Source organism: Azohydromonas lata (assembly GCF_034427735.1).
GTDB lineage: Bacteria > Pseudomonadota > Gammaproteobacteria > Burkholderiales > Burkholderiaceae_C > Azohydromonas > Azohydromonas lata.
In genome coordinates this window covers 1-24,437 of sequence record NZ_JAXOJX010000073.1, presented here as the reverse complement: position 1 = coordinate 24,437, position 24,437 = coordinate 1, and the positions used below count along the sequence as shown (strand labels likewise).

The following is a 24,437-nucleotide window of genomic DNA, read 5'->3' as shown; positions in this document are numbered from 1 at the left end:
CCCCGCGCTCCACGGCCTAGGCAACCCCCTAAGAATTCCCTGGCGCACCGAGATGCCGGCCTGGCCGGTGCCCGGCTGCTGCCCGCTGCGCATGAAAAAAGGCTTTTACACGATCATGTCAGCGCAGTTTTTCAGCTCGCTGGCTGACAACGCGCTGTTCGTCGCGGCGGTCGAACTGCTCAAGACCTCGGGGGCTGCCGAATGGCAGCGGGCGGCGCTGGTGCCGATGTTTGCCCTGTTCTACGTGGTGCTGGCGCCCTTCGTGGGCGCTTTTGCCGACGCGGTGCCCAAGGGCAAGGTCATGTTCGTTTCCAACAGCATCAAGGTGGTGGGCTGCCTGATGATGCTGTTCGGCACGCACCCGCTGGCGGCCTACGCCATCGTGGGCCTGGGTGCGGCGGCCTACTCGCCGGCCAAGTACGGCATCCTCACCGAGCTGCTGCCGCCCTCGCAACTGGTCAAGGCCAACGGCTGGATAGAGGGCCTCACCATCGGTTCCATCATCCTGGGCGTGCTCCTGGGCGGGCAGCTCGTTGGGCCCAAGGTGGGCCAGGCGCTGCTTGGGCTGGACTTTCCGCTGATAGACACGGGCGTGGACACGCCGCCGGAAGCGGCCATCGCGTCCATGATCCTGCTGTACGTCGCCGCGGCTCTGTTCAACCTGCGCATCCCGCGCACCGAGGCGCCGCTGCAGCCGCTGGAACTGGGCCTGCCCGGCCTGGTGCGCGACTTCTCGCACTGCAATGCGCGGCTGTGGGCCGACAAGCTGGGCCAGATCTCGCTGGCCACCACCACGCTGTTCTGGGGCGTGTCGGGCAACCTGCGCTACATCGTCCTGGCCTGGGCCGCGGCGGCGCTGGGATACGGCACCACGCAGGCCTCGGCGCTGGTGGGCGTGGTGGCCATAGGCACGGCGGTGGGGGCCATCGTCGCCTCGCTGGCTATGAAGCTCGACCGCGCCACCGGCGTCATCCCGCTGGGCGTGGTGATGGGGCTGCTCGTGATCGGCATGAACTTCATCACCGACGTGTGGATCGCGGCGCCCTTCCTGATCCTGCTCGGCGGCATCGGCGGCTACCTGGTGGTGCCCATGAACGCGCTGCTGCAGCACCGCGGCCACAACCTCATGGGCGCGGGCCGCTCCATCGCCGTGCAGAACTTCAACGAGCAGGCCTGCATCCTCGGCTTGGGCGCCTTCTACACGGGCATGACCAAGCTGGGCCTGTCGGCCTTCGGCGCCATCACCATCTTCGGCATCGTGGTGGCGGGCATCATGGCCCTCATCGGCCGCTGGCACCTGCGCAACTGCGTGCGCCACCGCGACGAGGTCGAGCGGCTGCTCGCCATCGCGCGCACCGACCGGCATTGAGCCGCGCGCTGCACGGCGGCGCCGCCCCCCGGGCCCTGCTGCCCGCGCTGGCGCTGACCTTCAATGCCTTCGTCTGGGGCCTGTCCTGGTGGCCGTTCCGGCTGCTGCACGCGCAGGGCCTGCACCCGCTGTGGTCCACGGCGCTGATCTACCTGCTGGCGCTGGCGCTGCTGGTGGCCGCCCGCCCGCGTGCGCTGCTGCAATTGGCGCGCACGCCGGCGCTGTGGGTGCTGGTGCTGGCCGCGGGCACGACCAACGCCTCATTCAATTGGGCCGCCGCCACGGGCGACGTGGTGCGCGTGGTGCTGCTCTTCTACTTGATGCCGCTGTGGGCCCTGCTGCTTGGGCGCGTGCTGCTGCATGAAAAGCTCAACGCCGCCGCGGGCGTGCGCATGGCGCTGGCGCTGGCGGGCGCGGGCACCGTGCTGTGGCCTGAAGGAGGCGGGCTGCCGCTGCCGCGCAACCTGCCGGAGGCGCTGGGCGTGTTGGGCGGCTTCAGCTTCGCCCTGAACAACGTGATGCTGCGCCGCCAGGCGCACCAGAGCCCGGCCGCGCGCGGCATGGCCATGTTCATGGGCGGCGCGGTGGTGGCCGGGGCGCTGGCGGCGCTGCTCACCGCCGCGGGCCGGGTGCCGGCGCCGGCGGTGCTGCCGCTGCCCTGGGCGCTGGGGGCGATGGCGTTCGCCGGCTGCTTCATCCTGGCCAACCTGGCGCTGCAGTACGGCGCCACGCGGCTGCCGGCGCAGGTGACGGCGGTGATCATGCTCAGCGAGCTGCTGTTCGCCTCGCTGTCGGCCTTCGCGTTGGGCGCGGGCGACTTCACGGGGCGGCTGCTGCTCGGCGGCGTGCTCATCGTCTCGGCCGTGGTGCTGGCCACGCGGCGCGGGCACTGACGCTTCACCCCTGGCGGCGCGGCGCCCCGGCGCTACGATCCTCGTCCCCCGTGCAGGACGAACGTGCGCCATGAACCACAACAACGGCAGCCTCTACACCTTCGAAACCCATGGCATAGACGGCCGGCCCGTGTCGCTGATGGAGTACCGCGACCGCGTGCTGCTCATCGTCAACACCGCCAGCCGCTGCGGCTTCACGCCGCAGCTCGCCGGGCTGGAGGCGCTGTGGGCGCGCTACCGCGCCCGCGGCCTGGTGGTGCTGGGTTTTCCGTGCAACCAGTTCGGCGGCCAGGAGCCGGGCACCGAGCAGCAGATCCTGGATTTCTGCAGCACGCGCTACGGCGTGAGCTTTCCGCTCATGAGCAAGGTGGAGGTCAACGGCGCGCACGCTCACCCGCTGTGGAAATGGCTGTGCGCGCAGGCGCCGGGGCTGCTGGGCAGCAAGGCCGTCAAGTGGAACTTCACCAAGTTCCTGGTCGGCCGCGACGGCCACGTCATCCGCCGCTACGGCCCCGCCGAGGCGCCGCAGAAGCTCGAAGCGGACATCGAGAAGGCGCTGGGCTGAAGGCGGGGGCCGGCCTGCGGCGCCCCTATCATCCCGGGTCCTTCGGAGTCAGCCCCATGTTCCAGCACCTCGAGCCCTACGCGGGCGATCCCATCCTGGGCCTCAACGAGCAGTTCCAGACCGATCCCCGGCCCAACAAGGTCAACCTCTCCATCGGCATCTACTTCGACGATGCCGGCCGCATCCCCGTGCTGGAGAGCGTGCACCGCGCCGAAGCGCAACTCCTGGCCGAGAACGCGGCCAAGTCCTACCTGCCCATCGAAGGCTCCGCCGCCTGCCGCGCCGCGGTGCAGAAGCTGCTGTTCGGCGCCGGCCACGAGGCCGTCACGGGCCAGCGCATCGCCACGCTGCAGACCGTGGGCTCCAGCGGCGGCCTCAAGGTGGGCGCCGATTTCTTGAAGCGCTGGTTCCCCGGCGTGGGCGTGTGGGTCAGCGACCCGACCTGGGACAACCACCGCGCCATGTTCGAAGGTGCCGGCCTGCCCGTGCACACCTACCCCTACTACGACGCGGCCACCGGCGGCCTGAAGTTCGACGCCATGCTGGCCGCGCTGCGCGAGGTGCCCGCAGGCTCCGTGGTGCTGCTGCACGCCTGCTGCCACAACCCCACCGGCGTGGACCTCACGCGCGAGCAGTGGCTGCAGCTCATCCCCGTGCTCAAGGACGGCAAGCTGCTGCCCTACCTGGACCTGGCCTACCAGGGCTACGGCGACGGCATTGACGAAGACGCCTTCGCCATCCGCGCCCTGGCCGACGCGGGCCTGCGCTTCTTCGTGGCGAACTCGTTCTCCAAGAGCATGAGCCTCTACGGCGAGCGCGCCGGTGCGCTCAGCGTGGTCTGCGCCGACGCGGCCGAGGCCGACCTGGTGCTGGGCCAGCTCAAGGCGACCGTGCGCCGCAACTACTCCAGCCCGCCCATCCACGCCGGCCTGGTGGTGGCCAGGGTGCTGAACGACCCTGCGCTGCGCGCCCAGTGGGAGGGCGAAGTGGCCGCTATGCGCGAGCGCATCGCCGCCATGCGCCGCAGCCTGCACGGCGTGCTCAGCGCCAAGCTGCCGGGCCGCAACTTCGACTACTTCCTGACCCAGCGCGGCATGTTCAGCTACACCGGCCTCAGCGCCGAGCAGGTGGACCGCCTGCGCGAGGAACACGCCGTCTACCTCGTGCGCTCCGGCCGCATGTGCGTCGCCGGCCTGAACACGGGCAACGTCCAGGCCGTGGCCGACGCCATGGCGGCCGTGCTGGCCTGATCCCTAGGCAGCCTGCCGGGCCGCGGCACCCGCCACGGCCCGGCCGATCTCTCGCGAGAGCTTTTCGACGCCTGCGCCCAACGGGTGCAGGTGGTCGAAGTCCCCGAAATCCGCTTCGCCGAACAGCGGCGAATCAAAGAAATTCAAGACCTGCGCGGCCGGTTCCCCGTTCAAGTCCTGCATGGTCTTGAATATGGATTCAAACAAGTCGCCGGCATCGCGGCCCAGCGCCATTCTGTAATCCGGCCTGGCGGGCGACAGGGCCATATGAATCCGGTGGCCCCGCTCCTGGCTTGTTTTCAAGATCTCCGCCAGGTAGGGCAATCCGCCTTGCCGCCGGTTGTATTTCAAATGCTCGTGGGCGCGCTTGCCTGCTCCATATTCGGCGGGCAGTAAATCCTTTTCGAATGCCGGCAAAAACCCGCTTTCGCCTTTCAACAAGAAATTTGCATCGCCCGCCTGCCCGTGCACCGCGTCGGCAATGGCCGCCAGCGGCCCGGGCTCGTAGTGCCGTCCAAGTTGGAACACCTCGTTGAGCAGCGGCGCCAGGGGCGCCTGCGAGGGCGACTTCTCCAGCACGAAGCCGGGCGAGAACACCGAGCAGAACACGACGACGTCCTGCAATTGCGGGCACCGCGGCGCCCATTGCGCGTACATCAGCAGGGAATATTGAAAATCCTGGGATCGCGAGCAGAGGTTGAACGAACCGGGGCAAAAGGCGGGATTGAAGGCGTAATCCCCATGCGAGGAGCCCAGCACCAGCGTTTTCAATCCGCCGGCCTCCTGCATGAGCCTGTTGCGTTTGGACTGCAGGTATTGAAGCTGCTGCGCGCGCAGTTGTTGCGCAGCCTCGTCCTCGTCGTAGGTCATGCCGGCTCCCTGACTGTTTTGTCGAATTTGCGGGTACAGCCTTGAAACTCAAAAACTACTCGGTCAGCGACTCCATCAGCCGCTGGCGCAGCCAGCGCTGGGCGGGGTCACCGTCCTGGCGCATGTGCCACAGCATTTCCACCTGCACGCTGCCCAGGGTGAGCGGGATGGGCTGCACGGCCAGTTCCTCCTGGTAGCCGGTGGCGGGCAGGAAGTGGCGGGGCAGGACCGTCAGCAGGTCCGAGCGCGTCACGACCAGCCCGGCGGTGAAGAACTGGTTGACCGTCAGGACGATGCGGCGCTGGCGGCCCAGCGCGGAGAGCGCCTCGTCCACCAGGCCGTAGGGGCGCCCTGAAAAGCTCACCAGCAGGTGGTGGGCGGCGCAGAAGTCGTCCAGCGTCAGCGGGCCCTGCGCCAGCGGGTGGCCGCGGCGCATGACGCAGACGTAGTCCGTTTCGTACAGCCGCGCGTGGCGCAGCGCGGCATCCGGCCCCTCGGACTGCAGCACCGGGATCACCCAGGGGAAGTGGCCGATGGCCAGGTCCACGTCGCCGCGCTCCACCAGCGGGCGCGGGTCGCGCGTGGTCAGCGGCAGGAAGCGCAGGTTGGCCAGCGCCTGCTCCTTTTCGATCACCTCCACCAGCACGGGGGCCAGCAGCGCCGCGGTGGCGTCGGCCAGGGCGACGCGGAAGTTCACCACGTCCGAGCGCGGATCGAAGGCTTCCGGCGCCAGCGCCTGGCGCAGCGAGGCCAGCGCGGCGCGCACCTGCGGCCACAGCGTCTGCGCGTGCGGCGTGGGCTGCATGCCGCGCGCGGTGCGGGTGAACAAGTCCTCGCCGACGGCCTGGTGCAGGCGCTTGAGCGCGTGGCTGAGCGCCGGCTGCGTCATGGACAGCGCCGTGGCCGCGCGGGTGAGGCTGCCTTCGGCCATCACGGCATCGAAGACGCGCAACAGGTTGAGGTCCAGCGTTCGGAAGTTCATGCCGGGCATGTTATGCGGTTGACTAATACCTGGCTTGCCCAGTCTTCAATTGTGTAAATTGGGGGTAAACCCTAGTATTCAGTCCATCGAAGGAATCGATGTTTTCTGAAGAGGGATCACCATGACTGCCATCACTGTTTCCGCTTTCCGCCGCACGGCTCCGCGCGGTGCCGTGGTTGCCGCTGAGATCTTTGCCCGCGTGTGGAACGGTCTGCGCGTGATGTTCGCGCCGGCTCCGCGCACCCATGAGCAGGAAGTGGCCGACGTCCGCGCCCTGGCCCATGCCCTGCGCAACGAGGACCCGCGCCTGTCCACCGAGCTGATGTGCGCCGCCGACCGCTACGAGCGGCACTACGTGGGCTGAGGCTTCAACGGCTGTGACGGTTGCCCATGAAGGCGGCCGTTGCGTTTGAAACTCGTCGCGATTGAAACGACTGCGGGCCCGTGAGGGCCCGTTGGCTTTTGGGGCGGCCTTTTTTGCGCCTCACACCAGCGGCGCCTGCAGCCCCTCCGCCTCGAACATGCGCTGCACCGCCGGGCGCTCCAGCAGCCGCTGCAGGTAGGGGCCCAGGTGCGGGTAGTCGCGGGCCGGGCGGTCGAAGTGGCGGGTCCAGCGGCAGAGCATGAGGGCGTAGGCGTCGGCTGCGCCGTAGTCGGCGCCCAGCAGCCACGGGCCGCCGCTGGCGGCCACCTGCTCGTCCAGGCGCTGCAGCATCACGGCGATGTGCTCTTCGGCCTGCGCACGCACCTGCGAGGCGGCCGCCGCGTCGCCGCTGTCCACCATGCGCTCCGGGTAGAACCAGTGCATCAGCATGGCCTGCAGCGTGTTGCTCAGCCAGAACATCCATTGGTACAGGCGCGCGCGCTGCGGCGTGCCCGCGGGCGGCGCCAGGCGCGCATCCGGGAACTTGTCGGCCAGGTACAGGCAGATGGCCGCCGCCTCGTAGAGCACTAGGTCGCCGTCCACCAGCACCGGGATGCGCCCGTTGGGGTTGAGCCGGAGGTACTCGGGGGACTGGTGCTCGCCGCGGTCGCGGTCCACGAACTTCAGCTCGAAGGGGGCGCCTATGTCCTGCAGCAGCAGGTGTGGCGCCATGCTGGCGTTGCTGGGGTGGAAGTAGAGCTGCATGGCGATGGCGCGGCGGGGCCGCTCGGTAAATCAAGGACTCCAGGCGGCCCTCAGGCCGGCGGGGCGGGCGGGCGCCCGGCACCGTGGGCGCGGGCTTGGCGCCTGCCCGCGGATTGTGCCCAGGCGCGCGGCTAGGATGGCCGCACCGCAGGAATGCCAAGAAGGAGAACCGCCGATGCCCAATCGCCGTGAATGTCTGGTGGCCCTGGGGGTCCTGGCCGCGCTGCCGGCCTGGGCCGCCGCGCCGCCCGCGCCCATCAGCGTGCCGCCGCTGCCGCTGGCCGAGCGGCGGCTGGCCAACGGGCTGCAGGTGCTGACGCTGCCGGACCGCAACACGGCCACGGTCAGCGTGCAGGTCTGGTACCACGTCGGCGGCAAGGACGACCCCGCGGGCCGCTCCGGCTTCGCCCACCTCTTCGAGCACATGATGTTCAAGGGCTCGCGCCACATGGGCGCGGCCACCTTCGACCGCCTCACCGAGGACGTGGGCGGCAACAACAACGCCTTCACCGCCGAGGACGTCACCGCCTACCACTCCACCGTGCCTTCCAACCACCTGGAGCGCATCCTGTGGGCCGAGGCCGAGCGCATGGGCTCGCTGGTGGTGGACCAGGCCAACTTCGACAGCGAGCGCGCCGTGGTGCAGGAGGAGTACCGCCAGCGCGTGCTCGCCGGCCCCTACGGGCGCCTGTTCAACGCGCTGCCCGCCTACGGCTACATCGCGCACCCGTACAAGCGCCCCGTCATCGGCAGCATCGAAGACCTCAACGCCGCGACGCTGGAGGACGTGCGCGCCTTCCACGCCACCTACTACCGCCCGGACAACGCCACGCTCATCGTCTCCGGCGACTTCGACCCCGCGCAGGCCGCCGCCTGGATAGACCGCTACTTCGGCCCGCTGAAAAAACCCGACACCCCCATCCCGCGCGTGACCGTGCGGGAGCCGCGGCGCGAGGAGAACAGCCGCGCGCAGGTGTTCGGCCCAACCGTGCCGCTGCCCGCCGTGGCGCTGATCTGGCAGGGCCCGCGCGCCGACAGCCGCGACGCCGCGGCGCTGAACGTGGCCTCGGCGCTGCTGTCCGCCGGCGAGTCCTCGCGGCTCAACGAGGCGCTGGTGTACCGCGACCAGTCGGCGCAGGCCGCCGGCTTCAGCGCCGACCTCAATGCCGACGCCGGGCTGCTCATGGCCTACGCCATCGCCGCGGGCGGGCACTCCACGGCGCAACTGGAGCAGGCGCTGCTGCGCGAGATCGAGCGCCTGGCGCAGCGCCGCATTGCCGATGCCGAGCTGGAGAAGGTGCGCACCCAGGTGCTCACCGGCGAGCTGGCCGAGCGCCAGACCCCGCACGGCCGCGCCCAAAGCGTGGGCTGGGCGGTGATCCAGCGGGGCGACCCGCGCGCCGCCGACCGCGAGCTGGCCGAGCTGCAGGCCGTGCGCGCCGCCGACGTGCAGCGCGTGCTCAAGACCTATGTGCTGCAGCGTCCGCGCGTGACGCTGGACTACACGGAGAAGAAGGCGTGAAGGAAGGCTCGATGACCCGCACCCCCCGACTCCTGCCCCTGGCCGCCGCCGCGCTGCTGGGTGCCGCGCTGACCTCGCTCCAGGCCGCCACGCCGGGCGTGGACGAGCCGCCCGCGGCGCAGCCGCCGCGCCCCATCGTGCTGCCGCCCATGCCGGAGCAGCGCCTGGAGAACGGCCTGCGCGTGATCGTGGCGCCGCGGCCGGGCATTCCGCTGGTGAGCGCGCGGCTGCTGGTGCGCGCCGGCCCCGAGACCGACCCGGCGGGCCTGGCGGGCCTGTCCTCCATGGCCGCCACGCTCATGTCCAAGGGGGCCGTGCGCAAGGGCCGCCCCGTGGACGCCACCACGCTGGCGCAGCAGGCCGAGGCCCTGGGCGGCTCGCTGGACACGGGCAGCTCCTGGCGCTCCACGACGGTGGCCATGACCGTGACCACGCCCAAGCTGGACGAGGCGCTGTCGCTCATCGCCGACGTGGCGCGCCGGCCGACCCTGGCCAAGGACGAGCTGGAGCGCGCCCGCACCCAGGCGCTGGATTCGCTGCGCGTGGCGCTCTCCAGCCCCGGCACCGTGGCCGGCCTGGCCGCGCGGCGCGCCTACTGGGGCGACTCGCCCTACGGCGTCTCCGCCACGCCCGCCTCGCTGCAGAAGATCTCCACCGCCGACATCCAGCGCTTCCACGCCGCGCAGTTCCGCCCCGACCAGGCCGCGCTGGTGCTGGCCGGCGACGTGACCGAGGCGCAGGCGATGCAGCTCGCCCGCCGCCACTTCGGCGACTGGCGCGCGCCCAAGACGCCCCTGGCGCCGCTGGTGGCCGCGCAGCCGCAGGCGCAGGGCGACGCCACCGTGCTGGTGGACATGCCCGGCGCCGGGCAGAGCAGCGTGGTGGTGGTGGCGCCCTTCGTGGCGCTGGACAAGGAAGACCGCATCACGCGCCGCATCGGCCAGTCCGCCAACGTGCTGCTGGGCGGCGGCTATTCCGCGCGGCTGAACCAGGAGGTGCGCATCAAGCGCGGCCTGAGCTACGGCGCCGGCAGCGAGGCCGAGGCCCACCCGGGCGGCGGCATGTGGAGCGCCAGCGCGCAGACGCAGAACAGCACCGCCGGCCAGGTGCTGCAGGTCATGCGCGACGAGGTGGCGCGCCTGGGCCGCGAGGCCCCGGGCGCCGAGGAGCTGGAGGCGCGCAAGGCCACGCTGATCGGCGGCTTCTCGCGCCGTCTGGAGACGGTGGGGGGCCTGGCCGCGACGATTTCCGGCCAGGTGGCGCAGGACAGGCCGCTGGCCGAGCTGCGCGGCTTCGTCGAGGAGATCACCGCCGTGACGCCGCAGCAGGTGCAGGGCTTCGCGCAGAAGTACTGGCCGGCGCAGGCGCTGCGCGGCGTGATTGCGGGCGACCTGAAGGCGGCGGGCGACCTGTCGTCCGTGGGCGCCGCGCGGCGCCTGACGGTGCAGCAGGTGGCCGGCACGTCCGCCGTACCGCCGGCCTCGCCGGTGGCCGCACCTGCGTCCGAGCCGGCATCGTCGCCCGTGCCCTCGGCCACCGAGCCCTCGCCCGCGACGCCCGCCACGACGCAGGCGCCACGCTGAATCTTCACCCCTGATCCGCTGACCTTCGTTTTCCGATTCGCCGTTTTCACTCACCGCTCAAAGCACAGAGGAGCCCGCCGATGAAGCCCATTGCCGTCATGACCACCGTGGCCAACGCGGAAGACGCGCGCCGCATCGCCCGCGCACTGGTCGAGCGCCGCCTGGTGGCCTGCGCGCAGATATCGAAGATCGAAAGCGTTTATCTCTGGGAAAACAAGCTGCAGGAGGAAGGCGAATACCGCCTGATGCTCAAGACCGTCGCTTCCCGGTATTCGGCCGTGGAGGAGGCGATACGCGAACTGCACCCGTACACGCTGCCGGCGATCTATGCGCTGGCGCTGGAAAGGGTGCATGGGCCCTATGCGGATTGGGTGGGGGAATATAGCGGGGGTTAACCCATGGCCGCCGGCCGGGAAGTCCGGCCGGCTTGGTTGGCGTACTGATTCAAATTAACCAGTTTCCATGCCCGCTGCCGCGGGCATTTTGGTTTTCAGGCCTGATTTTCTACCGCCATCAACGACTCCACCACCCCATCCAATTTCTCCAGCCAGGGCACGGACCTTTGCCCGTCCATGCGCGAGCGCGCCGCGGCCAGGGCTGATTTCACGTCGCCTGCAAAATCCTGCTTTTCATCCGGCAGCGGCCGCATGTTGCCGTCAAAATGCATGAAGCTGGGCGAGTTGAAATCCAGCATCTGCTCGTCGGTCAATATCCCCGCTTTCTGCAATTGCCGGCCCAGCTCCTGGCGCTCGTGGTAGGAAATGTCGTGCAGGTCATAGCGGCTCAGTATCTCGGCCGCCTTGCTCGCCTTGCCGATGTCGTACACCGTGCCGGGATCGTCCGCTGCCGCCGCCGTGGCGGCATGGACTGCCGGGTGCGCCTCATGCACCGCCGAATAACCCGTTACCGCCTTCAGGGCAAAAATACCGTTCATACGCTCCTCCTATGTCCCGTGCGTCGGGATGCTTGATTCACATCATCATTTCATCAAAATGCTTTGAACAAATGGGCATAAAGCCGGCTCGCCGCCAGTTTTTCCGAGCGGCCACGCAGGCTCAAATGGATTTTTCCGGATTCATCGCGCACGGCCGTCTTGATGCAGCGCGCCTGCACGATGGTGCCACGGTGAATTTGCCAGAATTGCTCGGAGTCCAATTGCGGCAACAATTCCTTGAGCGGCATGCGAATCAAATGCTCCGCCTCGGCCGTGATCACGCGAACATATTTGTCGGCCGCCTCGAAATAAATCACGTCCTGCACCGGTACGAAATGCACGGCGCTGCCGCTGCCGCCGGCCTGGATCACCTGCAGGCGCGGCGGCGGGGACGCGGCGGGCTTTTCAGGGCCGGCCTGCGCCAGCAGGCCGCGCAACTGGGCCAGCGTGTCGTCCAGCGCCCGCGCGGGTGCCGCCGCGCCCAAGCGGGCCGCCAGGGTCTCGCGCAAGCGCGCCACGCAGCGCGCCAGGCGCGCGCGCTCCACGGGCTTCAACAGGTAGTCCACGGCGGCGTGCTCGAAAGCCTGCAAGGCGTACTCGTCGTGCGCCGTGACGAACACCAGCAGCGGGAAGGGCTCATGCCCTTCCGGCCAGTCCTCGGCCAGCGCCTGCGCCACCTCCAGCCCCGTGAGGCCGGGCATGCGTATGTCCAGGAAGCACAGTGCGGGCCGCAGCGCCAAGGCCTTGCCAAGCGCCTGCACCCCGTCGCCCACGGTGGCGACGATGTCCAGCGCCGGCCACTCGCGGCGCAGCGCCGACTGCAGCGCCTGCGCCAGCAGCGGCTCGTCTTCGGCAATCAGCGCGGTGGCGACGGGCGTCTCAGCCATGGCTCGTGCTCCCTTCGTTCTGCTCCTGTCCCAAGGCGGCCAAGGCCGGCCAGGGCAGCCGGATCTGGGCCAGCGTGCCCCCTTCATCGTCATTTGCCGGGGCCACGTTGAGGGCCGCGCGCTCGCCAAACAGCGTGTGCAGCCGCTCGCGCACCTGCTGCAGGCCAAAGCCCGTGCCGGCGGTGGCGGGCGAGGCCTCGCGCAGGCCCACGCCGGTGTCGCGCACGCACAGCAGCAAGTCGCCGCCTTCTCGGCGCGCCTGCACCTCCAGCCGCCCCGCGCCCACCTGGGGCTCCAGGCCGTGGCGGATGGCGTTCTCCACCAGCGGCTGCAGCAGCAGCGGCGGCACGGGGCAGCCGCGCAGCTCATTGGGCAGGTCCAGTTGCACGCTCAAGCGCTCGCCCATGCGCAAGCCCATGAGGGCCAGGTAGTCGGCCAGCCGCTCGAACTCGGCCGACAGCGCGTGGGCGGTCTGCGCCCACGAGGCCGTGAGCGTGGCGCGCAGGAAGGCGATCAGCCGGTCCAGCATGGCCTGCGCGCGCGGCGCGTCCAGCTCTATGAGCACGCGCAGGTTGGCCAGGGTGTTGAACAGCATGTGCGGCTCCAGTTGCGACTGCAGCAGCGCCAGCCGCGCCAGCGTGGCGTCGCGCTCCAGCGCGGCCTGCTGCGCGCGGTGGAATTCCAGTTGGCCGCGCGCGTAGAAGAAGAGGCTGCCCATGACCCCGAACAGGAGGCCGACGGCGACGTAGCCGGCCAAGCGCTGAGGATGGGCCGTCCACAGCGCCCAAGTGCTGCGTCCAGCCCAAGCGTCGCCCACCGTCGTGCCCAGCACGAAGCCGCCCACGATGCCGGCCACCGCCAGCGCCACGCCCCGCGGGCCATGCGGCCAGCCCGTGCGCGGGTCCGGCTGGAGCAGCAGCCGGCCGAAGTCGATGAACAGCCAGATGGACAAGCCAATGGCCTGCGCATAGACCATCTGCTCCCCGAGCGGCTTGCCCGCGGGCAGCGCCAGCGCCACGGCAATGGCGCTGTTGAACAGCAGCAGCAGCGCGAAGTGGCGCAGGACCATGCCCGGCGTGAGGCGCGCCTGCACCGGCGTGGCGCCGGGGGCGGCGGCGGGCGGGTTGGACACGTCGGACATGGGCGATTGCGTGGTTGCCAAGCGGTAATGGCCAGGGGCGCCTTCAAGCGTGGCTTGAAAGTCCGGGGCTGTAGGGCTCCATGAAGCCTTCATTGTCAGAACGCCAGCGTCGCTGCCAGGTAACTCACCTGCCGCACCGGCAACTGCGCCAGCACGGCCCCGTCCGGTCCGCCACTGCGCCGCAGCCCGCCCTCGAAGCGCCAGCGGTCGCCCTGCCAGCCCAGCGCGGCGGTGAGGCTGCGGCCGCGGTCCCTGGGCGTCGCCAACAGCTCCAGTACCGGTTCCCAGGCTTCATGCTTCCAGGTCAGGCGCAACAGCAGGTTGTCGCGGCGCAAGCTCGTGGCGGACGTCCAGGGCGTGGCCTGCCAGGCGAGGTTGCCGGCCACGGCCGGGCGCAGCGGCCCGGGCAGCGCGGCGGACGCGCCCAGCGCCGACAGCGCCGCGTTGCGCGCCGCCCAGGCGCTCCAGGCCGTGTCCGGCGGCGCCGTGCCGTCGTGCCAGAGCTCGGCCAGCAGGCTCAGCTGTTCGGCGTTGGTCCAGGTCGCGCCCACCAGCCATTGGGAGGCCGCGCCCAGCGTGGCCTCGCGCCAGGGGTTGGCGCTGCCCAGGCCGCCGCCTTGCGGCCCGGCGGCCAGGCCGTCGTGCCTGTGCATCCAGCGCGCCGAGGCGTGCAGCTCGACGGCCTCGCCGGCCACCCAGGCCACGGACGCGCCCACGCTGCCCTGGGTGCGCGCCCCCCAGCGGGCGAAGCCGTACCCGTCGGCCGCGCCCTCGCGGCGGTAGGCGCGCAGGGCCAGGGCGCTCTCGGCGCCGCGGCGGCTGTCCTCGGCGCGGGCGTGGAGCTGCTGCGGGTTGGCCCACACCAGCGTCCAGGCACCGTCGGCCGTGAACTGCTCGGCCTGCAGCAGCGGCCGGCCCTCGGGGCGCAGCGGCAGCAGCAGGCGGCGCGGCTCCTGGGCCACCACGTCGTTGGGCCGGAAGCCGTAGCCCACGTCCCAGGCAACGACCTTCTTGCCCGCGCTCCAGGCCGCGCCTTCGCCCAGCAGGGGGGCGTCGCCGCCGGTGAAGAGCTCGTTGACGCGGGCGTCGTGGCCGTGGGTTGTGCCTTCGAAGCGCTCCTGGCGCCAGTAAAGGTCGGCGCCGAAGTACGCCGTCTGTGTGCGCAGGCCGGCCTCCAGCGCCAGGCTGCCGCGCGGGGTGGGCGCCGTGCCGGGCGCGAGCCGGTGGGCCTGGGCCAGCGGGCCGCGGGCGTTCTCCAGCGGCTGCTCGGCATGGGCGCGCAGCTCGCCGTTCCAGTCGGGGGCCGCGTGCGCGGCGAGGGGGAGCAGGAGAAGCAGCGGCAGCAAGGCGAGTAGCAGGGACGTGGGTTTCATGGTGCTGGCTTGATGCGGGGACTACGGCGGTGGCGCGGGCATCGCGCTGTCCGGGGCCGTTGGCTTTCGTTGGCATCCCGAGAGTCAAGGCGTTTCGCCCTCTCACTCGTCATTCCCGCGGAGGCGGGAATCCAGGCGGCCCCCAAGCTGGCCGTCAGCTCATGGGCCTGCGTCACAAGGTCCAAAACCGCGCTTTTCCTGCGTTGCTCCTTCGCTCTGGCGTGGGACCGCCTGGATTCCCGCCTTCGCGGGAATGACGAAGTGGGGGGCGGGGCGCCAGTGCCACAGGGCTGGCAGGGCGAACGCACGTCCCCTCTCCATCCCTTCTTCTCGCCCTCACTCCACCCCCGGATTGCGAGCCAGGAACATCGGGTTCAGCCAGGCCTCCGGCACCCGCTTGGGACGGCGCGAGAGGTAGCGCACGTGCGTCTGCCGGCCGTGGCTGAGCTCGTCGGTGAGCACCATTTCCGCCACCTGCGTGGGCGCGTCGGCACGGTCCATCACGAAGCGCGCCCGCTTGGCCAGCTTGTCCGACTGCACGTACAGCTCCGCGCGCAGCGGCTCGCTGCGCGCCTTGCCCAGCCACAGCTCCATGCGCTGGTAGCTCACGCCCGGCCGCACGGCCTGGAGCTGCAGGTGGCGGCAGGGCGCGCCGTCGCACTGCTCCTCGCCCACCAGCGTGCCGGCGTAGTCCTGCGCCCAGCTCAGTGTGGCGATGTCGCCGGTGGAGGCGGCGCCCAACAGCTTTTGCAGCGGCGTGATGCGCAGCGGGCGCTGGCTGCCGGGCATGAGCAGCCAGAAGTCGTCGCCCAGCATCAGCACCCGCTGCCCGGCCTCGGCCGGCGAGCGCATGAGCACCAGCGAGCGGTGCCCGGCCTGGACGAACACCGTGTAGAGCCGCTCCTTCTCCACGCCGCCGTCGGCCCCCAGCACCTGCACGCGGGTCTCGACCTGCACGTCCTCGTCGGCCAGGCGCCAGCGGTCGGCCGCGCGCAGCAGCGCGGCGGGGTCGTCCGCGGCGCGGGCGGGGGAGCAGCCGGCGCCGGCCGCGGCGGCCAGCGCGGCGAGGAGGAATCGCTTCATGGCGGCGCTGCGTTCAGACATGGGCCAGCGCCTGCACCACCGGCTGGCGCACCGTGCGCCGCGCCACCAGCGCCGCGGCCAGCGTGCTGAGCTTGGCCATGGCGAAGACCACGCCCGCGACCAGGGCCGGCTCCAGCGCGATCTGCAGCGGGTAGCCCACGCTGCGCCCGGGCGGCGGGGGCATCTGCACCGGGAACACCAGCAGCCCCACCGACACGGCCGCCGCCAGCGCCGCGCCCAGCAGCGCCCCGGTGGTGCCCAGCAGCAGCCCTTCCAGCGCCAGCGAGCGCAGCAGTTGCCGCGGCAGCGTGCCCAGGGCGCGCAGGGTACCGATCTCGCGGGTGCGCTCCACCACCGCCATGGCCATGGCGCTGGCCACGACGAAGACCACGATCACCGAGATCACCAGCCCCATCACGCCGAAGATGCGGTTGTAGAGGGCGCGCACGCTCTTGTAGAAGACGGCGCGCTCCTGCCAGGTCTGCACCTTCAGCCCGGGATGCGCCGCCTGCAGCCGCGCCTGCGCGGCTTCGGTGGACTCCATGCGGTCCAGGAACACGCCCAGCGTGGAGACGCGCTGCGTGTCCAGCAGCCGCTGCGCGGTGGCGACGTCGGTGTAGACCAGGCGCTGGTCCAGCTCCGGCACGCCGGTGGCGAAGGTGCCGGCCACCTCCACGTCCAGCGCGTTGAGCACGCCCTGCGTGGTGGTGGACAGCAGCGTGAGGCCGCTGCCCGGCTGTGCCTTGAGCTTGCGCGCCAGGGCCTCGCCCAGCATCACGGCGCCGCGGTCGCGCTGGGTGAGCACGCGGCCGGCGGTGACGGCGAGGAAAGGGCCCTTGATCGCCAGCTCGTCGTCCGGGCTGATGCCCACGGCCATCATCACCGTGGACTTCTCGCCGTTGCTGACCAGCCCCGTGAGCTCCACGCGCGGCAGCACGTGGCGCACGGCGGGGTCGGCCAGCAGGGCCTGGCGCAGGGCATCGGCGCCCTCCAGGCCGTGCTGCAGCGGGACGTCCTCGTCCTGCGCGAGCTGCGCGGGCGTGGCGACCACGAGGTGGCCGCTGTCGCGCGCCGCGGCCTGTGCCAGCGACTCGTAGGTGTAGCGCGCGAAGCCGCCGGCCAGCAGCAGCGCGGCCGTGCCCAGCGCGGCGATGGCCACCGTCACCAGCGAGCGGCGGCGGTTGCGCAGGGTGTTGAGGGCGGCGAACTTCAGCCAGGCCAGCCCGCTCATGCGGCGCTCCTTTCGGCCTGGGGGGTGGTGGTTTCGGCCTCGATGCGCCCGTCCCGCAGGCGGATGACGCGGTCGCAGCGGCGGGTGAGGCGGTCGTCGTGGGTGGCGATGAGGCAGGCCGCGCCCTGGGCGCGGCACAGCGAGCGCATGAGGGTGAGCACGGTGTCGGCGCTGTGCGAGTCGAGGCTGGCCGTGGGCTCGTCGGCGATGACCAGGGCCGGCCGCTTCACCAGCGCCCGCGCCACGGCCACGCGCTGGCGCTGGCCGCCGGAGAGGGCGTCGGGGCGGTGGCCGGCATGCTCGGCCAGGCCCACCTGGGCCAGCGCCTCGGCCACGCGGCGCCGGCGCTGGTCGGCGCCCACGCCGGCCAGGAACAGCGGGTAGTCCACGTTCTCGGCCGCCGTCATCACGGGCACGAGGTTGAAGCCCTGGAAGATGAACCCGAGCGCGTCGCGGCGCAGCAGCGTGGCGCGGGTTTCGTCGAGGTCGTGCACCGGCTGGCCGCGCAGGGCGATGTGGCCGGTGTCGGGGCGGTCCATGAGGCCGCAGAGGTTGAGCAGCGTGCTCTTGCCGCTGCCGGAGGGGCCGACCAGGGCGAGCATCTCGCCGGCGCGCACATCCAGGTCCACGCCGCGCAGGGCCGGGACGACGTGGCGGCCCAGCCGGTAGGTCTTGTGAAGGCCGCGCAGCGCCATCACGGGCGCGGCGGCTTGCGGGGGAGCGGCAGAAGATGAGGGCACGGTGGTCCGGGTGGCGTCGATGCGATGGACCGCAGGCTAGGCAGGAGGCGGGGGCGGCGCAGCAGGGGTGCGACGAAGCGCAGGCGCGGTGGCGCCAAACGCGATCTGGGCAGCGCCAGCGGCGCCGCGCATGGCAGATGGCCTGCCCGGCGGACATGACCTTGGACAGCTTGCCGAGGTGGTGGCCTCGGGTGAGATTCGATATTCGTCCTCGTGGACGGTTATGGGGAAAATGCCATGAAGTTCGCATTCATCGCCGTACCGACCTTTTTATTGACGGGGTGCAGTTTGTTTACTCCGCCCATTGCGAAGCCCATCATTGAGGATCATGCGCAAAATCAAGTGAATACCTTTGCGATCCAGCCTTCCAGGCGCATGTTGATCGTGAAAAATAGTGTCAACCACCAGAGGGATTTTCCAAGCGAAAAACTTGATAATGGTTTGCTGCCTGACAAGGCGATTTTGATTTGTGCCGAAGCCTCGCCCGACGTATCGGACGACATATTGGCCAGCCTGGCTGCCGCGGCGTCAGCGAAAGGGCCCTCGGCCGGTGAGGCCAAAGCAGCGGAGGCGGGTGCCTCCCTGGCGCAGGCGCTGGCCACCACGGGGCAATCGCTGTTCAAGCGCTCGCAGGCCCTTCAGCTCTACAGGGACGCGGCCTACCACCTTTGCCAGGCCAAGCTCAACGGATTCCTCAAGGACGAGGAATTCAATAATCGCCTGGATATTGCATTGAAAAATGCGGTGCAGTTGCTGCAGTTTGAAATACCCTGGCTGTATGCCAGCCAGGCCGTGGCCTCCGTCAACGCAGGTGACGCCAAGGAGAATGTGAAAAAGAACATCACGGTCGACAAGGATGGAAAAATCACCATCAAGGCCGTCGGCCTGGATGCCACGCTGGAGCCGCCAAAGCCTCCGCGGCCTGGAACAGATAATCCGCCCAGCCAGTGACTGCTTATTGCAGCGCCTGGGTGCCGTGGCGTGAAGAGGCTGAAACCTGTGCATGGGAGAATTGGCAGGCGCTGATGCCGGCCCAATGGCATTGCCGTTTGTGAAAAACCTGCTTGCCATGAAATCCATCTATCTTGCCGGCCCCGACGTCTTCTTCCCCGACGCCGCCGCGCGCTACGAGCGCCTGCGCGCCCTGTGCGCCGCCCACGGCCTGCGCGGCGTGGCGCCGGTGGACGGCGATGCCATGCCGGCCGGGCTGGACAAAGCGGCGCAGGCCGAGTGGATCTACCAGGGGAACATGAGGCGCCTGCGCGATTGCGACGCCGTGCTCGCCAACGCCATGGCGTTTCGCAACCCGGTGGAGCCCGACTCGGGCACGGTGTTCGAGATCGGCGCCGCGGTGGCGCTGGGCAAGCCGGTGGCGCTGTACGACGCCGAGCTGAATGAAACGCTCGCCCAGCGCGTGGTGGCCGCCTTCGGCCGCGGCAACGAACCGGCGCCGGGGATGGCATTCGATGCCACCTACGGCTTCCTGATCGAGGACTTCGAGCAGCCGCTGAACCTCATGCTCGCGCGCTCGTGCGCCTGCCATGCGAGCGCGGAGGAGGCGGTTGCGGCGCTGGCGCGGCGGCTGGGGGTGTGAGCGCGCGGGCTGGCCGGGTATGACGGACGAGGGTGCGAAGCGCCCTTGCCACAGGGCTGACGAGAAGGAATCACCTTCCCCGGACAGCCGAGCGCTTTCACGCCCATGACCAGCGCCAACCGCATGAACAACGCGCCTTCCCTTCTCCTCGCCCTGGCCATCGCCGCCGTCTGGTTGCCCCCGCTGCGCCTGGGCGCCCGCCTGAAACTGCCCCTGTCACTGCCCCTGGCCGCGGCGGCGCTGGCGGCCGGCGCGCAGGCCGGGCTGCTGGATGTGCGGGCCCTGGGCGCCGCGGCGCTGCTTGCCGTGCTGGCGGCCGCCTCGCGGGCCGTGCATCGGCCCATGCCGCGCCGCGTGCTGGCCGGTTCGGCCTTGGCACTGGCCTTCGCCCTGGGCCTGCACCTCGTGCCCGGCTTCAGCCCCATCGTGGTCGTGGACGGCGTGCAGGTCAGCCCAAACGCGGCGCCCCTGCGTTTCACCGTGAGCCTGGACGCGGGCCTGGCCGCTCTGGTGATCGCGCTGTGTTTCTGCCGCCGCTGCCGCACCCCCGCCCAGGCCGGCGAGACGCTGCGCCGCGCCGCGCCCGTGGCGCTGGGCACGGCGGCGCTGGTGCTGGGCCTGGCTTGGGCGGCCGGCGTCGTGCGGCCGGACGTGAAATGGCCCGCCTTCGCCGCCGCGTGGCTCTTGAAAATGCTGCTGTGGACCTGCGTGCTGGAGGAGGGCTTCTTTCGCGGCGTGGTCCAGGAGCGGCTGGCGGCTTGGGCACCCATCGCCCGCCGCCCGGCGCTCGCGGCGCTGCCGGTGATCGTGGCGGCCGGCCTCTTCGGCGCGGCCCACGGGCCCGGCGGCGCGGGCTACGCCGCGCTGGCCACCCTGGCCGGCCTGGGCTACGGGTGGGCCTACGCGCGCACGCGGCGCCTGGAGGCGGCCATCGCCGCGCACTTCACCCTCAACGCGGCGCACTTCATCGGCTTCACCTACCCGATGCTGCAGCGCTGAGCCGGCGCCGCGGCGGACTGCAGCGCCTCATGTCTGCACCTGCTTGAAACGCAGGCCCGCGACCTCGAAGCCCGGGCGGCCCTCCACCTCGCAGCGGCGCACCACCTCGCCCATGCCGGCCAGCGGGCCGGGCGTGCGGGCCTCGGTCTCGGACAGCGGCTGCACCACGCCCACCGTCTGCGCATCGCCGTAGCGCGCGGGCAGCTTGACGCGGGCCAGCAGCAGCCCGTCTTCCTCGAACACGTCCACCTGCTCCACCAGCGCGGCCTCGCCCGGCTGCAGCAGCGGCACGTAGCGGCCGGCCACGCCCGTCCAGCGCGGCGCATCGGCCGGCGGCGGCGCCAGGCGCTCGCCCAGCAGCAACTCCTTGCCCTCGGTGCGTACCACCAGCACGTCGCGTCCGCCGACGTGGCGGCGCTGCAGGGCCAGCTTGTCCAGGTCGGCGAGGTTCAAGGGGATCAGCCCAAGCAGCGCGTAGCGCGGGTGCAGCCAGCCCTGGGCGTCGGCGCGCAGCTGGAAGCGCTGGCCCAGGGCCTGGGCCAACAGCCGCGAGCCGTCGGGGCGCACCTGCACCAGGCCCACTTCCGTCGTGTAGCGGCCGGCGTAGGCGGCCAATTCCTGGCCGGACAGCGGCACCTCGGCCGGCGCGGCGGTGGCCGAAGCGCCGGCCTCCTGGCGCAGCCCGGTCTTGGCCTGCAGCGCCAGGCGCAGCGCCCGGTGCGCCAGCTCGCGCAGCAGCTTGGTGGCGCGCGCGTCGTTGGAGGCCACGGCCACGCCCAGGCGGTAGCGCGGCAGGGTGGCCACGTAGGCGCGGTGGTAGAGCGTGGCGCCCGCGTGGTGCGCCAGCGGGCCGGCGTGCGGCGGCAGGTCGGGGGCGTCGTCCAGCATCCAGCCCAGGCCGGTGCGCTGGCTGGGCAGCGCCTCGGCGCCGCCGGCGAGCTGCGGGCGCAGCATCTCGCGCACCCAGGCCGCGGGCAGCACCTGGGCGTCGCCCGCGCGGCCCTCGGCGAAGACCATGGAAAGGAAGCGCGCCAGGTCCAGCACGCTGGCGTTCAGGCCGCCCGCGGGCACGTCGCGCAAGCCGGTTTCGTGCGCGAGGCCCGCCTTGTCGTGGGCCGCCGCCATGTCCGGCGCGTCGGCGGGGTGCACGGCAAAGCCGGCCTGCGCCATGCCCAGCGGTTGAAGCAGGCTGCGCTGCAGGTGCACCTCGAAGGGCACGCCGGCCAGTCGCTGCACGGCCGCGCCCAGCACCGTGAGGCCGACGTTGGAGTAGCTCATCAGCAGGCCGGGCGGGCAGATCAGCTCCGCGTCGCGCAGCCGCCGCACCATGGCGTCGAAGGGCTGCGGCTGGTCCATGAACATGCCGCCCAACACGTCGCGCGGCAGCCCGGCGCGGTGCGTCATCAGCAGCCGCGCGGTGATGGGCGCCGCGCCGAAGCGCGAGCGGATGCCGAATTCCGGCAGCACGGCCTGAATCGGCGCATCCAGGTCCAGTTTTCCTTGGGCGGCAAATTGCAGCGCCGCGGCGACGGTGAAGAGTTTGGATATGGAGCCGGCCCGATATTGGGTCTGAGGTTTGGCCGGAATATTGTTTTCCTTGTCCGCCCAGCCGCTGGCGAAATACCACGGCAATTGCTGGTCGTCCACCAGGGCGATGCTCAGGCCCGTGACGCCCGCCTTGCGCATGCGGCGTTCCACGTCCTCGCGCAGGAAATCGCCCAGCGCGTCAGGCGTTTGCAGCGCCTGGGGCGCGTCGGTGTCCGTTGGCAGGGCGTCGTCGCAGCCGGCCACCAGCGGCATTGCGGCGGCGGCGCACAGGAATTTCAGGGTATTTCGGCGCTTGATGGAGGTCATTTTCTTCCCGGCTTTTCTTATTGCCGGCGCGAGTATGCCCAGGTGGACCTTTGGCAAAGCCAAAGGTGAGCGTGCCTAAAATTTTGGGCATGCATGTATTGATCGTTGAAGACGACGTCGATTTGGGCCAGGCCCTGCTGTCCGCGCTGCGGCAGGAGGGCATTTCCGGCGTCTGGGTGCGCAACTGCCGCGATGCCGGGCTGCACCTGGAGGCCATGGAAAGCGGCGCGCAGTCCTTGGCCGACTGCCTGCTGCTGGACGTGTGCCTGGGGGACGGCAACGGGCTGGCGCTGCTGCGCCGCTGGCGCGCGCGCGAGCTGCGCTTGCCGGTGGTGGTGATCAGCGCCCGCGCCGCGCTGGAGGACCGCCTGGCCGGCCTGGACGGCGGCGCGGACGACTACCTGGTGAAACCTTTCGCGATGGCCGAGCTGGTGTCGCGGCTGCACGCGGTGACGCGCCGCAGCGCGCTGCAGGCCAGCGAGTTGTGGAGCCTGGGGGCGCTGCGCATCGCCCCGCGCTCGCACGAGGCCTGGCTGGACGGCGTGCCGCTGGACCTCTCGCCGCGCGAGTTCCGGCTGCTGGTGGAGCTGGCGCGCAACCCGGGCGCCCTCGTGTCCAAGAGCCTGCTGGGCCAGCGCCTGGAGCCCCTGGGCGAGCCGCTGGACGGCGCCACGGTGGAAGTGCACCTCTCCAACCTGCGCCGCAAGGTGGGCGCTGCGCGCATACGCACCGTGCGCGGCGTGGGCTACCAGTGGCTGCCATGAAGCCGACTGCTGCCATGAGGGTTTGGCTGCAGCCCTCGCTGGCGCGGCGCCTGGTGCTGGCGCTGCTGGTGGCCTTTGGCCTGGCGTGGTGCGCGCTCATGGTGGAGAGCTACCTGAATTTCCGGCGCGAGGTGAGCGACCTGCACGGGCTGGCGGCCGTGGCCCAGGTGCTGGCCGAGACGCTGCCCGCGGGCGACGAGCGCACGGCCGTGGCCATCGTCCAGGCCAGTGAAAGCCAGTTCAACGCGCACCGCCGCCGCGCTCCCGTGCCGGACCCGCGCGACATGCTGTTCCGCCTGGACGATCTACAAGGCCACACCGCCCACGCCTCGCCGCTGCTGCAAGGCGAACCCGCGCCCGGCGGGCCGGGCCATGCCACGGTGCGCGTGGCCGGGCGCGACTACTGGAGCGCCGTGCACGAGGCGCGGGGCTGGCGGGTGCAGGTGCTCACGCCGGCCATAGACGACCTGGCGATGGTCCCCTTCTTCAACGCCGAGCTGCTGCGGCCGATGCTGATCGCCTTTCCCTTCGTCCTGCTGCCGGCCTGGCTGGCGGTGCGGCGGGGCTTGAGGCCCCTGCGCGAGTTGAGCCATGCCGTGCAGGCGCGCGCGCCGGACGACTTTTCTCCCCTGGCGCTGCGCCTGCGCTATGCCGAGCTGCAGCCGCTGGAGGCCGCCTTCGACGCGCTGCTGGAGCGCGCCCGCCTGGGGCTGCAGCGCGAGAAGGGCTTCGTGCAGGACGCGGCGCACGAGCTGCGCACGCCGCTGGCGGTGGTGGCGGCACAGGCGCACCGGCTGGCGCATGCCGGCGCGGACGAGCGGCCGGCGGCGCAGCACGCGCTGGAGCGCGCGGTGGCGCGGGCCTCGCACCTCGTGCAGCAGTTGCTGACGCTGGCGGCGCTGGACGGCAGCGGCGCCGGGCAGGCGCGGGCGGTGGACCTGGTGGAGGAGGCGCGGGCCATCCTCATTGCCGTGGCGCCGCGGGCAGGCGAGCGGGGCATAGAGGTGAGCTTCGAGTCCCCTGATCAACTCCCGGCCCGGCTGGACATGGCCGCCTTCCACTCGGTGCTGGAGAACCTGCTCAACAACGCCTGCGCCTACTGCCCGCCGGGCTCGCGCGTGGTGGTGGCGCTGCAGGGCGAGGGCGGCCGATTGCGGCTGACGGTGGCCGACGACGGGCCGGGCATCGCGCCGCCGGAGCGGCAGCGGGTGTTCGAGCGTTTCTATCGCGGCGCGGGCACGGCGGCGTCCGGGGCCGGGCTGGGGCTGTCCATCGTCCGCCAGGCGCTGGACCGGCTGCACGGCCACATCGCCCTGGGGCCCGGGCTGGACGGCGCGGGCGTGGGTTTCACGGTGGAGCTGCCCTGGCAGGCCGGGGCAGCGGAGGCCGGCGCCCGCGCCGATGGCGCCACCGCCGCCGCGGTGGCCGGGCCGTCCGCCGCCTGAGCCATGGGGCGGGCTTTGCGGCCTGTGGTGGCGGCCGGCTCCTGGGCCGACCGGCTGTTGCTGCGCTGGCTGCCAGGGCTGCTGGCCGTGGCGTTGCACCTGGGGCTGGTCGCCCTGTGGCCCGGCCCCGGCCGGCCGGGGCCCGCGCCGCAGGCCGCGAGGGCCGGCCCGGTGATGCAGGTGGTGCAACTGTGGCCGTTGGAAGCCGCCGCCCCCGCGCGGCCGGAGG

General features: G+C 71.2%; 25 protein-coding genes. 14 read left to right on the top strand and 11 right to left on the bottom strand.

All coding sequences use genetic code 11. From position 1 onward, the window contains the following. The first annotated feature begins 91 nt into the window (after positions 1–91). From lplT to SM757_RS28675, 4 genes are all read left to right on the top strand, one after another. Entirely contained in the window at positions 92–1,369 is a 1,278-nt protein-coding gene (gene lplT, locus SM757_RS28690) for a lysophospholipid transporter LplT (protein ID WP_066337905.1), read from the top strand. After that, positions 1,366–2,262 (top strand): DMT family transporter, encoded by an 897-nt coding sequence (locus SM757_RS28685; protein ID WP_322467982.1) that lies wholly within the window; start codon positions 1,366–1,368, stop codon positions 2,260–2,262. The genes lplT and SM757_RS28685 overlap by 4 nt, the downstream gene beginning before the upstream one ends. 70 nt (positions 2,263–2,332) lie before the next feature. Further along, positions 2,333–2,827 (top strand): glutathione peroxidase, encoded by a 495-nt coding sequence (locus SM757_RS28680; protein WP_066337840.1) that lies wholly within the window; start codon positions 2,333–2,335, stop codon positions 2,825–2,827. 56 nt (positions 2,828–2,883) lie between these two features. Next, positions 2,884–4,077 carry an amino acid aminotransferase gene (locus SM757_RS28675; RefSeq protein WP_322467981.1) on the top strand — a complete coding sequence of 398 codons (1,194 nt, stop codon included), beginning with the start codon at positions 2,884–2,886 and terminating at the stop codon, positions 4,075–4,077. A 3-nt stretch (positions 4,078–4,080) separates the two neighbouring features. Here SM757_RS28675 and SM757_RS28670 read toward each other — a convergent pair whose 3' ends face one another. Together SM757_RS28670 and SM757_RS28665 are read right to left on the bottom strand one after the other, a co-directional pair. After that, entirely contained in the window at positions 4,081–4,848 is a 768-nt protein-coding gene (locus tag SM757_RS28670) for a hypothetical protein (RefSeq protein ID WP_322467980.1), read from the bottom strand. A gap of 154 nt (positions 4,849–5,002) precedes the next feature. Continuing rightward, positions 5,003–5,929, bottom strand: coding sequence for a LysR family transcriptional regulator (locus tag SM757_RS28665; protein ID WP_174548631.1), 927 nt, complete (start codon positions 5,927–5,929; stop codon positions 5,003–5,005). A gap of 121 nt (positions 5,930–6,050) precedes the next feature. Between SM757_RS28665 and SM757_RS28660 the strand changes: the two genes are divergently transcribed. Continuing rightward, a complete protein-coding gene (locus SM757_RS28660) occupies positions 6,051–6,293 on the top strand; it encodes a hypothetical protein (protein ID WP_066337836.1) in 243 nt (80 codons plus the stop codon). 120 nt (positions 6,294–6,413) lie between these two features. Here SM757_RS28660 and SM757_RS28655 read toward each other — a convergent pair whose 3' ends face one another. Further along, entirely contained in the window at positions 6,414–7,058 is a 645-nt protein-coding gene (locus SM757_RS28655; protein WP_066337835.1) for a glutathione S-transferase family protein, read from the bottom strand. Positions 7,059–7,233: 175 nt separating this feature from the next. Between SM757_RS28655 and SM757_RS28650 the strand changes: the two genes are divergently transcribed. The 3 genes from SM757_RS28650 (at position 7,234) to cutA (ending at position 10,558) form a co-directional block, all read left to right on the top strand. Then, complete coding sequence (locus tag SM757_RS28650) at positions 7,234–8,580, top strand: M16 family metallopeptidase (protein ID WP_066337834.1); 1,347 nt, start codon at positions 7,234–7,236, stop codon at positions 8,578–8,580. A gap of 11 nt (positions 8,581–8,591) precedes the next feature. Further along, on the top strand, positions 8,592–10,163 hold the full coding sequence (locus SM757_RS28645; protein ID WP_322467979.1) for a M16 family metallopeptidase: 1,572 nt from the start codon (positions 8,592–8,594) through the stop codon (positions 10,161–10,163). A gap of 80 nt (positions 10,164–10,243) precedes the next feature. Then, on the top strand, positions 10,244–10,558 hold the full coding sequence (cutA, locus tag SM757_RS28640; protein WP_066337830.1) for a divalent-cation tolerance protein CutA: 315 nt from the start codon (positions 10,244–10,246) through the stop codon (positions 10,556–10,558). Between the two features lie 95 nt (positions 10,559–10,653). On the opposite strand, the gene SM757_RS28635 is transcribed toward cutA, so the two are convergent. The 7 genes from SM757_RS28635 to SM757_RS28605 form a co-directional block, all read right to left on the bottom strand. Continuing rightward, on the bottom strand, positions 10,654–11,097 hold the full coding sequence (locus tag SM757_RS28635) for a hypothetical protein (RefSeq protein WP_322467978.1): 444 nt from the start codon (positions 11,095–11,097) through the stop codon (positions 10,654–10,656). Positions 11,098–11,150: 53 nt separating this feature from the next. Further along, positions 11,151–11,984: a LytR/AlgR family response regulator transcription factor gene (locus SM757_RS28630; protein WP_322467977.1), complete on the bottom strand. Its 834-nt coding sequence runs from the start codon at positions 11,982–11,984 to the stop codon at positions 11,151–11,153. Continuing rightward, positions 11,977–13,125 carry a sensor histidine kinase gene (locus SM757_RS28625; RefSeq protein WP_322467976.1) on the bottom strand — a complete coding sequence of 383 codons (1,149 nt, stop codon included), beginning with the start codon at positions 13,123–13,125 and terminating at the stop codon, positions 11,977–11,979. Before SM757_RS28625 ends, SM757_RS28630 begins: the two co-directional genes overlap by 8 nt. Before the next feature lie 95 nt (positions 13,126–13,220). Further along, positions 13,221–14,498 (bottom strand): hypothetical protein, encoded by a 1,278-nt coding sequence (locus tag SM757_RS28620; RefSeq protein WP_322467975.1) that lies wholly within the window; start codon positions 14,496–14,498, stop codon positions 13,221–13,223. A gap of 336 nt (positions 14,499–14,834) precedes the next feature. Then, positions 14,835–15,581, bottom strand: coding sequence for an outer membrane lipoprotein-sorting protein (locus SM757_RS28615; RefSeq protein WP_322467974.1), 747 nt, complete (start codon positions 15,579–15,581; stop codon positions 14,835–14,837). A gap of 13 nt (positions 15,582–15,594) precedes the next feature. Further along, positions 15,595–16,812, bottom strand: coding sequence for an ABC transporter permease (locus SM757_RS28610; RefSeq protein ID WP_322467973.1), 1,218 nt, complete (start codon positions 16,810–16,812; stop codon positions 15,595–15,597). Beyond that, the gene (locus tag SM757_RS28605; protein ID WP_322467972.1) at positions 16,809–17,552 is read right to left on the bottom strand and encodes an ABC transporter ATP-binding protein; all 744 of its coding nucleotides are present in this window, start codon (positions 17,550–17,552) and stop codon (positions 16,809–16,811) included. Before SM757_RS28605 ends, SM757_RS28610 begins: the two co-directional genes overlap by 4 nt. Before the next feature lie 237 nt (positions 17,553–17,789). Here SM757_RS28605 and SM757_RS28600 point away from each other — a divergent pair, with 237 nt between their 5' ends. From SM757_RS28600 to SM757_RS28590, 3 genes are all read left to right on the top strand, one after another. Beyond that, positions 17,790–18,503, top strand: coding sequence for a hypothetical protein (locus tag SM757_RS28600; RefSeq protein WP_322467971.1), 714 nt, complete (start codon positions 17,790–17,792; stop codon positions 18,501–18,503). Between the two features lie 118 nt (positions 18,504–18,621). After that, positions 18,622–19,146, top strand: coding sequence for a nucleoside 2-deoxyribosyltransferase (locus SM757_RS28595; RefSeq protein ID WP_322467970.1), 525 nt, complete (start codon positions 18,622–18,624; stop codon positions 19,144–19,146). 105 nt (positions 19,147–19,251) lie between these two features. After that, the gene (locus tag SM757_RS28590) at positions 19,252–20,145 is read left to right on the top strand and encodes a CPBP family intramembrane glutamic endopeptidase (protein WP_322467969.1); all 894 of its coding nucleotides are present in this window, start codon (positions 19,252–19,254) and stop codon (positions 20,143–20,145) included. A gap of 27 nt (positions 20,146–20,172) precedes the next feature. On the opposite strand, the gene SM757_RS28585 is transcribed toward SM757_RS28590, so the two are convergent. Continuing rightward, positions 20,173–21,999, bottom strand: a complete 1,827-nt coding sequence (locus tag SM757_RS28585) for a serine hydrolase domain-containing protein (protein ID WP_322467968.1) — start codon at positions 21,997–21,999, stop codon at positions 20,173–20,175. An 89-nt stretch (positions 22,000–22,088) separates the two neighbouring features. Between SM757_RS28585 and SM757_RS28580 the strand changes: the two genes are divergently transcribed. The 3 genes from SM757_RS28580 to SM757_RS28570 all read left to right on the top strand — a co-directional run. Further along, entirely contained in the window at positions 22,089–22,763 is a 675-nt protein-coding gene (locus tag SM757_RS28580; protein WP_066340947.1) for a response regulator, read from the top strand. Next, positions 22,760–24,208 carry a sensor histidine kinase gene (locus SM757_RS28575; RefSeq protein ID WP_322467967.1) on the top strand — a complete coding sequence of 483 codons (1,449 nt, stop codon included), beginning with the start codon at positions 22,760–22,762 and terminating at the stop codon, positions 24,206–24,208. The genes SM757_RS28580 and SM757_RS28575 overlap by 4 nt, the downstream gene beginning before the upstream one ends. Before the next feature lie 27 nt (positions 24,209–24,235). Beyond that, a partial coding sequence (locus SM757_RS28570; protein ID WP_322467966.1) for a hypothetical protein occupies positions 24,236–24,437 on the top strand: 202 nt, incomplete at its 3' end.

What these genes read in the sequence shown, in the direction of transcription:
- lplT (WP_066337905.1), top strand. Translation starts at nt 92, where the DNA reads ATGAAAAAAGGCTTTTACACGATCATGTCAGCGCAGTTTTTCAGCTCG.
- SM757_RS28680 (WP_066337840.1), top strand. Translation starts at nt 2,333, where the DNA reads ATGAACCACAACAACGGCAGCCTCTACACCTTCGAAACCCATGGCATA.
- SM757_RS28675 (WP_322467981.1), top strand. Translation starts at nt 2,884, where the DNA reads ATGTTCCAGCACCTCGAGCCCTACGCGGGCGATCCCATCCTGGGCCTC.
- SM757_RS28665 (WP_174548631.1), bottom strand. Translation starts at nt 5,929, where the DNA reads ATGAACTTCCGAACGCTGGACCTCAACCTGTTGCGCGTCTTCGATGCC.
- SM757_RS28660 (WP_066337836.1), top strand. Translation starts at nt 6,051, where the DNA reads ATGACTGCCATCACTGTTTCCGCTTTCCGCCGCACGGCTCCGCGCGGT.
- SM757_RS28655 (WP_066337835.1), bottom strand. Translation starts at nt 7,058, where the DNA reads ATGCAGCTCTACTTCCACCCCAGCAACGCCAGCATGGCGCCACACCTG.
- SM757_RS28650 (WP_066337834.1), top strand. Translation starts at nt 7,234, where the DNA reads ATGCCCAATCGCCGTGAATGTCTGGTGGCCCTGGGGGTCCTGGCCGCG.
- SM757_RS28645 (WP_322467979.1), top strand. Translation starts at nt 8,592, where the DNA reads ATGACCCGCACCCCCCGACTCCTGCCCCTGGCCGCCGCCGCGCTGCTG.
- cutA (WP_066337830.1), top strand. Translation starts at nt 10,244, where the DNA reads ATGAAGCCCATTGCCGTCATGACCACCGTGGCCAACGCGGAAGACGCG.
- SM757_RS28635 (WP_322467978.1), bottom strand. Translation starts at nt 11,097, where the DNA reads ATGAACGGTATTTTTGCCCTGAAGGCGGTAACGGGTTATTCGGCGGTG.
- SM757_RS28630 (WP_322467977.1), bottom strand. Translation starts at nt 11,984, where the DNA reads ATGGCTGAGACGCCCGTCGCCACCGCGCTGATTGCCGAAGACGAGCCG.
- SM757_RS28625 (WP_322467976.1), bottom strand. Translation starts at nt 13,125, where the DNA reads ATGTCCGACGTGTCCAACCCGCCCGCCGCCGCCCCCGGCGCCACGCCG.
- SM757_RS28620 (WP_322467975.1), bottom strand. Translation starts at nt 14,498, where the DNA reads ATGAAACCCACGTCCCTGCTACTCGCCTTGCTGCCGCTGCTTCTCCTG.
- SM757_RS28615 (WP_322467974.1), bottom strand. Translation starts at nt 15,581, where the DNA reads ATGAAGCGATTCCTCCTCGCCGCGCTGGCCGCCGCGGCCGGCGCCGGC.
- SM757_RS28610 (WP_322467973.1), bottom strand. Translation starts at nt 16,812, where the DNA reads ATGAGCGGGCTGGCCTGGCTGAAGTTCGCCGCCCTCAACACCCTGCGC.
- SM757_RS28600 (WP_322467971.1), top strand. Translation starts at nt 17,790, where the DNA reads ATGAAGTTCGCATTCATCGCCGTACCGACCTTTTTATTGACGGGGTGC.
- SM757_RS28595 (WP_322467970.1), top strand. Translation starts at nt 18,622, where the DNA reads ATGAAATCCATCTATCTTGCCGGCCCCGACGTCTTCTTCCCCGACGCC.
- SM757_RS28590 (WP_322467969.1), top strand. Translation starts at nt 19,252, where the DNA reads ATGACCAGCGCCAACCGCATGAACAACGCGCCTTCCCTTCTCCTCGCC.
- SM757_RS28585 (WP_322467968.1), bottom strand. Translation starts at nt 21,999, where the DNA reads ATGACCTCCATCAAGCGCCGAAATACCCTGAAATTCCTGTGCGCCGCC.
- SM757_RS28580 (WP_066340947.1), top strand. Translation starts at nt 22,089, where the DNA reads ATGCATGTATTGATCGTTGAAGACGACGTCGATTTGGGCCAGGCCCTG.
- SM757_RS28575 (WP_322467967.1), top strand. Translation starts at nt 22,760, where the DNA reads ATGAAGCCGACTGCTGCCATGAGGGTTTGGCTGCAGCCCTCGCTGGCG.